Genomic DNA, 14,184 nt, shown 5'->3' with positions numbered 1-14,184 from the left:
CAAAAATGGAGTGCAAAAGTACTACTTTTTTACACTCCATCAAAGTTTTTAATGTATTGAATTTCAGTCTTTATTACGCTTTATTTTTATCCTTTTTTAAAAATGAATGTAATAGCGATTGTAATATTGATAATAGAACGCTAAATAAAATTGCCCACCATATATTTATTACTTCAAACCCATCTATTAGTTTATCTGCTAATAATATTAATAATGCGTTTATTACTAATAAAAATAGGCCTAGTGTTAATATTGTTATTGGCAAGGTAAATATTACCAAAATTGGTTTTACTAATAGGTTGAGTATAGATAATACTATTGCTACAATTATTGCAGATATATAACCATCTACATTAACCCCATTTAAAACATGTGATAATACAAATACTGCTATAGCATTTAGTAGGAGTTTTATAATAAGATTCATAAGTTTAAAGTTTTAGTACTATAAATTTACAAAATCTATTACAGCTTTATAAAAATCTTTTGGATTTTCGGCATGTAGCCAATGTCCTGCATTTGCTATTGTTTCAATTTTTGAATTTATAAAATGAGACTTTATTAAGCTTTCGTCTTGCGCAGCAATGTACTCACTTTTGTCTCCTCTTAAAAAAAGTGTGTCTTTTTCAAAAGTAGCATGTAACGGTAAGGCTTCACCAACTTCACTTACATTTTGGGTTAACACTTCTAAATTTATTCGTAAACCTAGTGTTCCTTTTTCTACCCAATATAAATTTTTAAGTAAAAACTGTCGTGTACCAAAATCACTAACGTAATTAGACAACTGCTCATCTGCTTCGCTTCTACTTTTTAAGGTTTTAAAATCTAAACGCCCTAAACCTTCAAGAATAGCATCATGATGTATAGGGTAAAACCTTGGAGAAATATCTGCAATAATTAATTTTGAAACATATTCTGGGTACTGTGTAGCAAATAGCATTGCTGTTTTTCCTCCCATAGAGTGACCTAAAAGCACTATATTTTTAAGGTCATTATCGTCACAATACGATTTTAAATCTTGAGCTAAAACATCGTAATTAAAAATATCACTATGAAAGCTTCTACCATGGTTTCTCTGGTCTACTAAATGCACTTTAAAACCATTAGCACTAAATTGTTTTCCTAAGGTTTTCCAATTGTCACTCATACCTAAAAACCCATGAAGGATAACAAGTGTTTTACCTTTATCTCCTAAAATGTTAGCGTGTAATTGCATTATTTTAATTTATTTAAATACATATTCACTACATTTTCTATACCTAAATATAGGCTTTCAGACACTAATGCGTGACCAATAGAAACTTCTAATAAATTTGGAATATTCTCTTTAAAAAACTTAATATTATCTAGAGATAAGTCGTGTCCAGCATTTATACCTAAACCTAAAGTATTAGCTAAAACTGCACATTCTGTATAAGGCTTAACTGCATTAGTATTGCCAAGGCTAAATTGGTGTGCAAATGCTTCAGTATACAACTCTATTCTATCGGTTCCTGTAGCTTTTGCACCTTCAATTTGAGCAAGTACAGGATCTACAAAAATAGATGTTCTTATGCCGTTACTTTTAAACTCGCTTATAACTTCAGTTAAAAAATCTCTATGCTTAATTGTATCCCAACCAGCATCACTAGTTATAGCATCTACTGCATCTGGCACCAATGTTACCTGCGTTGGTTTAACCTCTAAAACTAAATCTATAAATTTTGGGTTAGGATTTCCTTCTATATTATACTCTGTATTAACAATAGATTTTAAATCTCTTGCATCTTGGTAACGAATATGTCTCTCGTCTGGCCTTGGATGTATAGTTATACCTTGTGCACCAAATCGCTGCACGTCTTTAGCAAACTGAAGCAGATTAGGAGTATCACCACCACGAGCGTTTCTTAAAGTGGCTATTTTATTAATATTTACACTTAATTTTGTCATGTTTTCTAGACTTTTAAAAAACAAAAATACGAAGTAGAACTGCGGTTTTGAACTATTTTTTAATTATTTTGCATAAAAATGAAATAAGAAGAATGAATCTTTTAAACTATATAATTAACGACATAAAACCTGTTGCTGTAACAGATAAAGTTAGCGAAATTCAATTGCTTTTTAACCAGCTAACTTACTCTCATATTCCTATTAAAAATGAAGACAACATTTATTTAGGATGCATATCTGAAAATGACGCCCATTGTTTTGACAGCGAAAAACTTATTAAAGATTATAGCTATTCTGCCGAAGGTTTTTTTGTTAGAGAAGATACCAATTGGCTTGATATTTTAGAAGCTTTTGCACAAAATTCTACTAACATAATGCCTGTACTTAGTAATAAAAATGTTTACTTAGGGTATTATGAATTAAATGATGTAATAAGTCTTTTTAACGAAACACCTTTTTTCTCTGAACCTGGCTCTATACTTATTATAGAAAAAAGTTTACAAGATTATTCTTTTAGTGAAATAAGTCAAATTGTAGAGTCTAATAATGGTAAACTTTTAGGTGCTTTTATTTCTAAAATTGAAAATGACGTCGCACAAATAACTATAAAACTTGGCGAAGCAGATTTAAATGAAATCATGCAGTCTTTTAGGCGCTACAGCTACAATGTTTTATCTAATTATGAAGATGATAAATATTTAATAGGCTTAAAAGAACGATCAGATTATTTAAACAAATATTTAAATATGTAATTGTATGAAGGTTGCCATTTATAGTCAATACCCAAAAAAACAATCTAAAGATTCACTAAAAATTTTAACTCAAGAACTTTTAAAAATAAACGCAACACTATTTCTTGAAGCAGAATTTTATAAAAATATCAAAGAAGAACTTAGTAACATTTCTGCATATAATACCTTTACAGATTTAGATAAAACTTTCGATTTATTTGTAAGTATAGGTGGAGATGGTACTATTTTAAGAGCAATTACTTTTGTAAAAGACTTAAATATTCCTGTAATTGGAATAAATACCGGAAGGCTAGGTTTTTTAGCAACAATACAGCCAGAAAATATAAAAGAAGCAATACAGCAAATAAAAAATAAAGCATATACACTTAGCAAACGAACATTGTTATCTATTGAAACTACGCCAGAAAACGATAACATTAAAGACGTTAATTTCGCACTTAATGAAATAGCCATAAGTCGAAAAAATACAACTTCCATGATTACTGTAGACACAAAATTAAACGGTGAGTTTTTAACCTCATATTGGAGTGATGGGTTAATAATTTCTACACCAACAGGTTCTACAGGCTATTCTCTAAGTTGTGCAGGTCCTGTAATAACACCAGATACAACAAGTTTTGTATTAACACCCATTGCACCTCATAATTTAAGCGCAAGACCATTAGTAATAGAAGACTCTACTATTATAGAATTAAAAGTAAGCGGTAGAGAAGATAATTATTTAGTATCTCTAGATTCTAGAATCGCTACACTATCAAACGATACTATAATAACCATAAAAAAATCGCCTTTTACTATAAATTTAATAGAGTTAAACTCAGAAAGCTTTTTAACTACATTACGAAAAAAACTACTTTGGGGAGAAGACAAACGTAACTAACTTAGACTAAAAATTGGTTAATTATCATATTCAAAGTTTAATTTTTACAATAAATCAAGTTAATTACTGTTTTAACCTGTAACAATTTAGCCTAAATTATTGTAGGCTAATCTTATTTATTATATTTGCAAACTTTGAAGGTTCATGAGGTATTTAACGCTTTTATTAATAGTATTTTTTAGCACACAAATTAGCACTGCCCAAATTAACGAATTTGGTGTTTTTCTTGGTGGCAGTAATTTTATTGGTGATGTTGGTGCTACAAACTATATTGCCCCTAATAATGTTGCTTTAGGCGCTATTTATAAATGGAATAGAAGTCCAAGACACTCGTATAGAATTTCATTAATGTATACAGAATTAGAAGGAATCGATACAGATTCTGATGACCCTAGCAGACAAATTAGAGGTTTTGAATTTAATAATGATATTTTAGAACTCTCTTTAGGTATGGAATATACCTTTTTACCATTTGATTTGCATGATGGTGATTTTGTTTCTACACCATACTTATATACTGGAATAAGTATTGCCAAACACGATAATTTCTTTTTTGATAGACAAGGCAACTTAACACCAGAAGACACTTCAAGCTTAGCCTATGGTATACCAATGGTAGTAGGCTATAAAGCAACAGTATCTACAAATTTTATATTAGCTTTAGAAATTGGAGCACGATATACATTTTCAGACGAAATAGATGGAAGCATACCAGACTATGGAGACGAAGACTCTTCTGTAAGTTTTGGTAATGTTAATAATAATGATTGGTATATGTTTACAGGTATTACTTTAACGTATACCTTTGGCCGAAACCCATGCTTTTGCCCAGAATAAATTGGATACATCAAAAATAAATACAAAAAAATTACCCAAACACATCGCCATTATTATGGATGGTAATGGTCGTTGGGCTAAACAAAAAGGCTTAATTAGAGCCATAGGTCATGAAAATGGTACAAAGTCTGTTAGAGAAACTGTAGAAGCAGCGACAGAGCTTGGTATAAAAAACCTAACTTTATATGCCTTTTCTACAGAAAATTGGAATAGACCAAAGTTAGAAGTAGACACACTTATGAAACTTTTAGTTTCATCACTAAAAAAAGAAATAAAAACGTTACAAGACAATAATATTAAACTTAATGCCATAGGAGACTTACAAAGTTTACCAAAAAAGGTATATAAAGAATTAATTGAAGTTATTGGCAAAACCGAAACCAATACACAAATGACTTTAACACTAGCATTAAGCTACGGTTCTCGCGCCGAAATGGTAAATGCTATTAAAGAAATAAGTGTTAAAGTTAAAAATAATATAATTTCTGCCGAAAATATTGACGAATCGATTATAAATGAGCATCTTTACACGCAAAATTTACCAGACGTAGACCTGCTAATTAGAACGAGTGGAGAACAACGTATTAGTAATTTTCTGTTATGGCAAATAGCCTATGCCGAATTATATTTTACTAATTCACTTTGGCCAGACTTTACAAAGCAGCACTTGTGTGATGCTATAATAGAATATCAAAAAAGAGAACGACGCTTTGGGAAAACAAGTGAACAAATTAGCTAAACAATTACAATTGAAAACAATTTTACAATACACCTTAATATTAGCCATTTGTATGGCTAGTTTTTTTACACAAGCTCAAGACCTATCTTACGCAAACAGTAAAACGTACACAATAGCAGACATTACAGTAAAAGGAAACACTAGTTTTAGCGAACAAACTATTGTTACTTATTCTGGCCTTAGAAAAGGAGAAGACATTTCTATTCCTGGAGAAGAAATAAGTAATGCTGTAAAAAAACTATGGACCTCTAATTTATTTAGTGATATAGAAGTTTATTTAATTAAAGTTGAAGAAGGAGCTGCATACTTAGAAATAAGACTTTCTGATCTACCAGAATTAAACACCTTAAAAATTGAAGGAGTAAAAAAGAGTAAAAAAGAAGCATTAATTAAGGAAAACAACCTTCAAAAAGGAGTAAAAGTTACCGAGAATTTAATTACTACTACTAAAAATTACATTCAAAATAAAAATAGAAAAGCCGGCTTTTTAAACACAAAAGTTACCATAAATACAGTAGAAGTTCAAGACTCTATCGAAAAAGCTAGAGTAAACATGTTACTATACGTAGACCGTGGAGAAAAAGTAAAAATTAAAGATATTACTTTTGAAGGAAACAATGTATTAAGCGATAAAAAGCTTAGAAAAGCAATGAAAAATACGAAAAGAAAAAATCCAATTCGTATTTTAAAACGATCAAAATTTGTTGAAGCAGATTATAAAGAAGATCTAGAAAGTGTAATCAATAAATATAAATCTATTGGTTATAGAGATGCGCGAGTTGTTGCAGATACAATGACAGTTATCGACAAAAAAAATATTGCTCTAAATATTAAAATTGAAGAAGGAGAAAAATACAGCTTTGGAGACATCTCATTTGTAGGAAATACCGTTTATACAGACGACTATTTAAAAAGAGTATTACGTATTGAAAAAGGTGATACATATAATGGTATAGAATTAGCAAAAAGAATTGCAGACGAAACCAAACCAGATGGTAACGACATTACAAACCTTTATCAAGACAATGGTTACTTATTTTCTACAATAAATCCAGTAGAAATTAGTGCAGATAATAACGTAATAGATATGGAAATTAGAATTACCGAAGGTAAACCGGTATATTTTGATAGAATATCTGTAGTTGGTAATGTAAAAACTAACGACCATGTTGTTTATAGAGAAATAAGAACAAGACCAGGCGAATTATATAGAAAAGCAAATGTAGTACGTACTGTTCGTGAACTTAGTCAACTAGGATTTTTTGATGCAGAACAAATAACACCAAACTTTAACAACCCTAATCCAGAAGACGGTACTATAGATATGGAATACTCTGTAGTAGAAGCTGGATCTAGCCAAATTGAACTTCAAGGTGGTTACGGTGGTGGCGGTTTTATTGGTACTTTAGGATTATCATTTAACAACTTTTCTATAAAAAACTTATTTAATGGTGATGCCTATAAACCAATACCAACTGGTGACGGACAAAAATTAGCTTTAAGATTACAAGCCAGTCGTTTTTATCAAACCTATAGCTTCTCATTTTCAGAGCCATGGTTAGGAGGTAAAAAACCAGTACAGTTTTCTTCGTCATTATCACATACAAAACAATTTCTTTACGATGCTACAACTGGTAGAGCAGATAAAGACAGACGTTTTAATATTACAGGAATTACATTTGGTTTAGCAAAACGTTTATCTGTACCAGATGATTATTTTACATTATCTCAAGCCTTAAGTTTTCAACATTATAATCTAAAAAACTACAATACAGGCCTATTTACATTTGGTGATGGTTACTCAAACAACCTTTCTTATACAGTAGGTTTAAGTAGAAACAACACATTTAACGATCCAATATTCCCAACAGGTGGTTCTAACTTTAATATTACAGCAAAATTTTCTTTACCATATTCTTTATTTAATGGAGAAGATTACGAAGCTTTAAACGAAGAACGTGAAGATAAATTAGACATCTTAGCAGATGAGTCAAGCACAGCAGGACAAGCAGCCGTAGCAAGTGATAGAATATCTGAAATAGATCAAGAACGATTTAAATGGTTAGAATTCTATAAAATAAAATTTAAAGGAGATTGGTACACTAAATTAATAGACAAATTTGTCTTTAAATCAAGTATAGAATTTGGATTCTTAGGAGCGTATAATCAAGACAGAGGAATTATTCCCTTCGAACGTTTCTTTGTTGGTGGTGATGGTTTAGGAAGTTACAGCTTAGATGGTAGAGAAGCAATTGCTTTAAGAGGATATCCAAACCAAGCACTATCAACAAGTGATGGAGGTACAATATATAACAAGTTCTCATTAGAGCTAAGATACCCAATAACATTAAAACAAAGTGCTAAAATATATGCATTAGGCTTTTTAGATACTGGAGCATCTTATGAAAACTTTAGAGATTACAATCCATTTAACCTAAAAAGATCTGCAGGTTTAGGTATAAGAATATTTATGCCAGCCTTTGGATTATTAGGTATAGATTTTGGTCATGGGTTTGATGCCTTACCAGGACAAACACAAAAACATGGATGGGAAACCCACTTTATAATTGGGCAACAATTTTAAAAACAATAGCCTTTAATTCTATAATTAAAGGCTATTTAGTATATAGAATTCTTTAAAATTTTTATTTTTGGCACGATATTTTCAATGTGAACAATAAGAATTTGGTTCAAGAATTAAAATTTTTAAAATTAAAATTCGTTATTTTGAAACTATTAATTCAAAATTTAAGACAGTAACAAGACAATCATCTGTCAATTTTTGAGTTTATACGTTATAAATATAAAAACTAAACAGATGAAAATTAAAGTTCTTTTTTTATTGACAATACTATCTGTAACCGCATGGAATGCTAATGCACAACGTGGTGTTAGAATTGGCTATATAGATACAGAATATATTTTACAAAATGTACCAGAATATGCAGAAGCAACTTCGCAATTAGAAAGCAAAGTGCAAAAGTGGAAAACTGAAATAGACGGACGACTTAATGAAATTAAAGATAAACGCGAAGCTTTAAATACAGAAAAAGCTTTATTAACAAAAGAGTTAATTGAAGAGCGTGAAGAAGATATTAATTTTGAAGAAAAAGAAATATTAGATTATCAACAAAAACGTTTTGGTCCTAATGGAGATTTAATGATACAGAAAAGGCAATTAATGCAACCAGTACAAGATCAAATTTTTCAAGCAGTACAAGACATTGCAAAAGCAAAAAAGTACGATTTTGTTTTTGATAAATCTGCCGATGTTGTTATGCTATACTCTGCAGAACGTTTTGATATGAGCGAGCAAGTATTAAGAACCATAACCAGAGCATCTAAACGTAAACAACTTAAGTCTAGAAAAGACATTAAAAATGCTAAAGACGAAGATGTTGTTGTAGAAGTTAACGAAGGAAAAGACGAAAGACAACGTTTGCTAGATGAAAAAAAGGCAGCGAGAGAAAAATTAGTTGAAGAACGTAAAGCAGCCGCTGCAGCAAAAAGAGCTAAAATTTTAGCAGAAAGAGAAGCCGCAAGACAAGCTAAACTAGACGAAAGAAACAAAGCAAAAAATACTGAAGAAGAAACGCCTAATGAAGGTGAAGTAAATAAAAGCACTCAAGAAGAAGAACCTAAAACTAGAGAACAAATTTTAGAAGAGCGCAGACAAAAAAAATTAGCAGACAGAGCTGCTAGAAAAAAAGAATTAGAAGAAAAAAGAAAGAAAATCTTAGAGGATCGTAAGAAAGCAAAAGAAGAAAGAGAACGTGCTAAAGACGACGAAAATCAAGATGAAAACAATTAATAACTATAACACACAAATACTATTTTAAAAATGAAACAATTTAAAACACTACTTATTGCAGCAGCATTATTTATTGGAGCAACAAGTTTTACAAATGCACAATCTAAAGTTGCACACGTTAATGTAAGCGAGTTAATCTCTTTAATGCCAGAAATGAAATCTGCTCAAGCAGAAATGGAAAAAGTAGGAAAAACTTACGAAGCAGATTTAGCAGCTATGCGTACAGAGTACCAAAATAAAATGAAGAGATATGAAGCTGAAGCTTCTGGAAAAACGCAAGAAGAAAACGAAAAGCGTTTAATTGAAGTACAAACAGACCAACAAAGTATCCAACAGTTTGCTGCTAACGCACAACAAGAATTACAAAAAAAGGAGATTGCTTTATTAGAGCCAATACAAAAGAAAGCTATTGATGCTATTAATAAAGTAGCTAAAGCTCAAGGCTTCGAATATGTATTTGATAGAGCTACTTTAATTACAGCTAATGGTAAAGATTTACTTGCAGATGTAAAAAAAGAATTAGGCATCTAATTTTTACAAAATATTATTATAACAAAAGCCGCCTTTTTAAGGCGGCTTTTGTATTTTTATTGATATAATTTCACAATGCAAAATAACTCGATTGGTATATTTGATTCTGGTGTTGGCGGTACTTCTATTTTTAAAGAAATACACGCGCTATTACCAAATGAGAATACTATTTATTTAGCTGATAGTAAATATGCTCCTTATGGTTCTAAAACCAAAAAAGATATTATTGACTTATCTATAAAAAACACGGAGTTTTTAATAGAAAAAAATTGTAAAATTATTGTTATTGCTTGTAATACTGCGACTACTAACGCTATAGACATTTTAAGAAATACTTATAATATTCCGTTTATTGGTATTGAACCTGCTATAAAACCTGCTGCCTTACAAACGCAAACTAAAGTTATTGGTATTCTTGCTACTAAAGGCACACTTTCAAGTGCTTTATTTCATAAAACTACAGACTTATATACTAATGGCATTAAGGTTATTGAACAAGTTGGAGAAGGTATTGTGCAACTAATTGAAAATGGTGATTTACATACGCCTAAAATGGAGTTTTTACTTAAAAAGTATTTACAACCTATGCTTGATAAAAATATTGATTATTTAGTTTTGGGTTGTACTCATTATCCTTATTTAATGCCTATACTTTTAAAGCTTTTACCTAAACATGTAAAAATTATAGATTCTGGGTTGGCTGTGGCTAAACAAACTAAGTCTGTTTTAGAACAATATAATTTATTAAACTCTATTGGTAAAAACCCTAACAATGATTTTTACATTAACATTAAAAATACGGCAGTTATGCAATCGCTTTTAGGTGGCAATTTTAATGTTAAACATCTAGATTTTTAAAGTTTGTTGTTACTGTGTTGTAATAACTCCTGTTTTTAACTACAATTAATATACATTGGTTTGCCCGCATTAGGGATAGTAACGGCATCCTTTTTGCTTTTTTTTGCAAAAAGATATAGTGGATAGCCCGACTTTTTACAATTTTTTTATTGTAAAAAGGAATGCCCAAAGGTTATTTAAACCATGAGGAATATTTCACATAGTTTTCTGCAATACGGTTTATCTCTCCGTTTATTAAGGCTTTACTTATATCTTTTACCTTTTTTGCTGGTACTCCTGCGTAAATACTTCCTGATTCTACTACGGTGTTTTGTGTAACTACTGCTCCTGCGGCTACTATACTATTGCTTTCTATTATACAATTATCCATTACTATGCTTCCCATGCCTATTAATACATTGTCATGAATTGTACAACCGTGTACTATTGCATTGTGGCCTATTGACACGTTGTTGCCTATGTTTGTTGGGTGTTTTTGATAGGTGCAGTGTACTACTGCTCCATCTTGAATGTTTACTTTGTTTCCTAATTTTATATAATGTACATCGCCTCGAAGTACGGCATTAAACCATATACTGCATTGTTTGCCTACGGTTACATCTCCCACAATTGTTGCGTTTTCTGCTATGTAACAATCGTCTGGTAATTGTGGTGCTTTGTTGTTTACGGGTTTTATTATTGGCATATTATTTAAAATAAGAGAGTAATTGTGCTTTTTTTGATGGTGATACTATAATTTCTTTTCCGTTGGTTAATATAAGGCTTCCGCCTTTTCCTTTTACGTATTTTATTATTTCGTTTACGTTTACTAGGTAACTTTTATGCACTCTTGCAAAGTTTATATCGCCTAAGGCTTCTTCTATATACTTTAGTGTTTTACTTACTATTTTACGTTTATTGTTGGTTAGGTAAATTTCTGTATAATTATCGTCTGCCTTACAATATAGTATATCTTTTGTGTTTATAATTTCGAAACCGTCTTGTTGTGGTAGTGTTATTTTACCTTCTATGTTTTTTGGTGCTTTGGGTACTAAAACTTGATCTTGTAAGGCGTTTTCTTTGGTTTTTATTTTTGTAACGTAATCTACTGCTTTTATTAAATCGTCTATTGCTATGGGTTTCATTAAATAGTAAGAGGCATGTGCATTTAATGCATCTATTGCATAATGGTTGTATGCTGTTACAAATATGGTTTCGAATTGCCGATCGCCTACTTTGTCTAATAAATCGAACGCATTACCGTAAGGCATTTCGACATCTAAAAATACGAGATCTAAGGTATTGTTTCTAATAAGTTCTAATCCATCGTTTATATTAGATGCCTCGCCAACGACTTCGACATTTGGACAGTACTTACTGAGATAGTTTTTTAAAATTTCTCTGCTGGTTTCTTCGTCTTCTACTATTATTGAGGTTAGTTTCATGGTTGTAATATAAAATTGTGTGTTGTTGCTTTTAATCGCGTTTTAAAGTAACAACAACTTTAGTTCCTGTATCGCCAGTATTTTTAAAATTATCTATAAAAACATCTACTTTATCTTTATACATATTGTTTAATATAGACACTCTTTTTTTTATGTTGCCCATACCTTTTGAATTTTGCTTTTTTTGGTTCGCTGTTTTTAAGGCTTTAGATTTTTCACGCCCTATGCCATTATCTATTATAGAAATAGTAATTTGATTTGCTCCCGTTTTTTTTATAGATATATCTAATACGCCTTTTGTTTCTTTATAACGTAAACCATGCCATACAGCATTTTCTATATAGGGCTGAAGCAGCATTGGTGGTATTTTATAGTGGTCTAAGTTTATGGCTTTGTCTACTGTTATATTATAGTCAAATTTATTTTTAAACCTAGAGTGTTCTAATTTTGTATATAATTCTATAAGTTCTATTTCTTTTTGTAGTGGTATAAAATCTTCTTCGCTATTTTCTAATACTGCACGCATTAATTTAGAAAAATCACTTAAATATTTGTTTGCTGTACGCTCATCGTTTATTGCTATAAAACCATTTACCGAGTTTAACGCATTGAATATAAAATGCGGATTCATTTGGCTTCGTAAGGATTTTAATGCTAATAAATTATTTGCTAGTTTTTGCTGTTTTATAGATTTATACATTAAGTATGCTACAAGTGATAATAATAGCAAACCGCCTACTAGTGAGTAAATTATAATTTTTTGATTTTTATTTCGCTCTGTTGTTAATTGGTATTTACTTTGCGATAATTCTCTATCGTTTTCTAAAGATATAATACGGTTTTGTTTTTCGGCTATATTTTTGTTAAAACGCGCTATTTGTGTTATTTGCTGTTCTTTTTCTATGTATAGTTTTTCTAAAGATTTTGCATACTCATCAAAAGCAATTCGGGCTTTTTCAAAATCACCTGCGCTTTTATACACTTCGTAAAGCTTTCGGTTTCCGTCTTTTTCTACTACTAAATCTTTTCTTTTGCTGGCTTCTTCTACACTTTTTTCTAAAAAAGGAATGGCTTTATTATAGTCTTTTTGAAGGTAATAGGCAGTTCCTATTTTATAATTTTGTTTTTGTACTGTAATATCGCTTTCATTCTCTATTAAAGAATCGGTTTCTATAGCTTCTATTTGTGGTATAGCTTCTTTTCTTAAAACTATTTCTTCTTCGTATTCTGCATTAGAGTTATTAAAATCTGCTACTTTAATTTTTTCTTTTATTGCTCGAGATTTATTTTCTTTAGCCGCAAGAGACAATGCGTTCTGGTAGTAAGATTTTGCTTCTGTTTTTGCTCCATTATCATTATATGTTTGTGCAAGTTTTGAATTTAAATCTGTTATTTTCGAGCTTATTAAATACTGTTTTGCTACTTCTAATCCTTTTTTATAAAAGTCTATAGAGCTATTGTATTTTTTTAATGCTCTATTTGTATCTCCTAAAGCTTCGTAATATGCTACAGTTTGATAATTAGATAAGTCACTTAATTTTAAACCTTGTATAACCAATAAACTATTTTGATATTCTTTATTTGCCTTATAAGCATTTGCAAGCTTTAGTTTTACGCCATTGTTTTGATCACTATTTAAGCTTATTTTATAATTTGAAATAGCTAAATCATACTGCTTCCAGTACATATTTATATCACCAAGTGTTTCAAAAGCTTCGGCGTTTTCTTTTGCCGATGTGCTATTTTTTATACTTTCACTTACAAACTGGATGCTTTTTTCGGCAGATTTTCTTTTATAAAATTTAGCTGAATCTATAAGACTTCCAAACGTTGTATTATTTCTATATTTTTTAGATTGTATACTTTCGTAATTAGGCTTTACTTCTACATCTATATTTTCATCTTTTTCTATTGTATAATAAATAGTATGAAAATCTTCATGACTTACTATAAGTTCATCGCCAATTTTTGCTTCAACCCTAAATGCGCCTTCTGTATTTGTAAAAGTATATTTTCCTCCATTAACTTGAATACTTACATTTTTAATAGGTCGTTTTGTATCACTTTCTTTAACTGTACCTCTTATAGTAAATTGTTGACTTTTAATTGCAGAAGCATCATTACTTTTAGTTTGGGCAACAGCAAACGGGCTTAAAATTAAGCCTAACAAAAAAATAATGCCTTGTATATATTTTATCATTTTAGATTGTAAAACATAAACTTACACACTTTTAATCGTATAATAAAACTATAAATTTTAAAATAGCATTACATAATGTACTAATATACACGTTTTACTCATTTTAAAAGCCTATTCACTCATTAACACCTTATATATACTCAATTGCATTTTTTAAATATAAAATGTGTAGAAACAAAAAACGCCATTGCTATGCAATGGCGTTTTATATATATATATTAAA

Annotated in this window: 14 protein-coding genes; 8 read left to right on the top strand and 6 right to left on the bottom strand. The window is 30.2% G+C overall.

Going from position 1 to position 14,184, the window contains the following annotated elements; all coding sequences use genetic code 11:
* Positions 1-73: 73 nt before the first annotated feature.
* From BM549_RS07975 to BM549_RS07965, 3 genes are read right to left on the bottom strand one after another with little or no spacing between them, the layout of a single operon-like run.
* Positions 74-427 carry a phage holin family protein gene (locus tag BM549_RS07975; RefSeq protein ID WP_290469796.1) on the bottom strand — a complete coding sequence of 118 codons (354 nt, stop codon included), beginning with the start codon at positions 425-427 and terminating at the stop codon, positions 74-76.
* A gap of 18 nt (positions 428-445) precedes the next feature.
* Positions 446-1,216, bottom strand: a complete 771-nt coding sequence (locus BM549_RS07970) for an alpha/beta fold hydrolase (protein WP_290469795.1) — start codon at positions 1,214-1,216, stop codon at positions 446-448.
* Positions 1,216-1,929 (bottom strand): pyridoxine 5'-phosphate synthase, encoded by a 714-nt coding sequence (locus BM549_RS07965; RefSeq protein ID WP_290469794.1) that lies wholly within the window; start codon positions 1,927-1,929, stop codon positions 1,216-1,218. The genes BM549_RS07970 and BM549_RS07965 overlap by 1 nt, the downstream gene beginning before the upstream one ends.
* Before the next feature lie 92 nt (positions 1,930-2,021).
* On the opposite strand from BM549_RS07965, the gene BM549_RS07960 reads away from it, so the two are divergent.
* From BM549_RS07960 to murI, 8 genes are all read left to right on the top strand, one after another.
* A complete protein-coding gene (locus BM549_RS07960; RefSeq protein ID WP_290469793.1) occupies positions 2,022-2,681 on the top strand; it encodes an acetoin utilization protein acuB in 660 nt (219 codons plus the stop codon).
* A gap of 4 nt (positions 2,682-2,685) precedes the next feature.
* Positions 2,686-3,561 carry an NAD kinase gene (locus BM549_RS07955; RefSeq protein ID WP_290469792.1) on the top strand — a complete coding sequence of 292 codons (876 nt, stop codon included), beginning with the start codon at positions 2,686-2,688 and terminating at the stop codon, positions 3,559-3,561.
* A gap of 144 nt (positions 3,562-3,705) precedes the next feature.
* Positions 3,706-4,398, top strand: coding sequence for a DUF6089 family protein (locus BM549_RS07950; protein ID WP_290469791.1), 693 nt, complete (start codon positions 3,706-3,708; stop codon positions 4,396-4,398).
* Position 4,399: 1 nt separating this feature from the next.
* Complete coding sequence (locus tag BM549_RS07945) at positions 4,400-5,137, top strand: isoprenyl transferase (protein WP_290469790.1); 738 nt, start codon at positions 4,400-4,402, stop codon at positions 5,135-5,137.
* A gap of 52 nt (positions 5,138-5,189) precedes the next feature.
* The gene (locus tag BM549_RS07940; RefSeq protein ID WP_290469914.1) at positions 5,190-7,721 is read left to right on the top strand and encodes a POTRA domain-containing protein; all 2,532 of its coding nucleotides are present in this window, start codon (positions 5,190-5,192) and stop codon (positions 7,719-7,721) included.
* A 234-nt stretch (positions 7,722-7,955) separates the two neighbouring features.
* Complete coding sequence (locus BM549_RS07935; RefSeq protein WP_290469789.1) at positions 7,956-8,948, top strand: OmpH family outer membrane protein; 993 nt, start codon at positions 7,956-7,958, stop codon at positions 8,946-8,948.
* 30 nt (positions 8,949-8,978) lie between these two features.
* Positions 8,979-9,479 carry an OmpH family outer membrane protein gene (locus BM549_RS07930; RefSeq protein WP_290469788.1) on the top strand — a complete coding sequence of 167 codons (501 nt, stop codon included), beginning with the start codon at positions 8,979-8,981 and terminating at the stop codon, positions 9,477-9,479.
* Positions 9,480-9,554: 75 nt separating this feature from the next.
* Entirely contained in the window at positions 9,555-10,337 is a 783-nt protein-coding gene (murI, locus tag BM549_RS07925; RefSeq protein ID WP_290469787.1) for a glutamate racemase, read from the top strand.
* A 172-nt stretch (positions 10,338-10,509) separates the two neighbouring features.
* Here the strand turns inward: murI and BM549_RS07920 are convergent, their stop codons facing one another.
* Genes BM549_RS07920 through BM549_RS07910 form a run of 3 tightly spaced genes read right to left on the bottom strand, consistent with a single transcriptional unit; the run spans position 10,510 to position 13,961 of the window.
* Positions 10,510-11,022 carry a gamma carbonic anhydrase family protein gene (locus BM549_RS07920; protein ID WP_290469786.1) on the bottom strand — a complete coding sequence of 171 codons (513 nt, stop codon included), beginning with the start codon at positions 11,020-11,022 and terminating at the stop codon, positions 10,510-10,512.
* 1 nt (position 11,023) lies between these two features.
* On the bottom strand, positions 11,024-11,761 hold the full coding sequence (locus BM549_RS07915) for a LytTR family DNA-binding domain-containing protein (protein ID WP_290469785.1): 738 nt from the start codon (positions 11,759-11,761) through the stop codon (positions 11,024-11,026).
* A gap of 31 nt (positions 11,762-11,792) precedes the next feature.
* Positions 11,793-13,961: a histidine kinase gene (locus BM549_RS07910; RefSeq protein WP_290469784.1), complete on the bottom strand. Its 2,169-nt coding sequence runs from the start codon at positions 13,959-13,961 to the stop codon at positions 11,793-11,795.
* Between the last annotated feature and the right edge of the window lie 223 nt (positions 13,962-14,184).

The sequence above is a fragment of the Lacinutrix sp. MedPE-SW genome (genome assembly GCF_001874145.1).
Lineage (GTDB): Bacteria > Bacteroidota > Bacteroidia > Flavobacteriales > Flavobacteriaceae > Lacinutrix.
The sequence above is the reverse complement of the archived record's forward strand: the minus strand, read 5'-3'. Positions and strand labels throughout refer to the sequence as shown.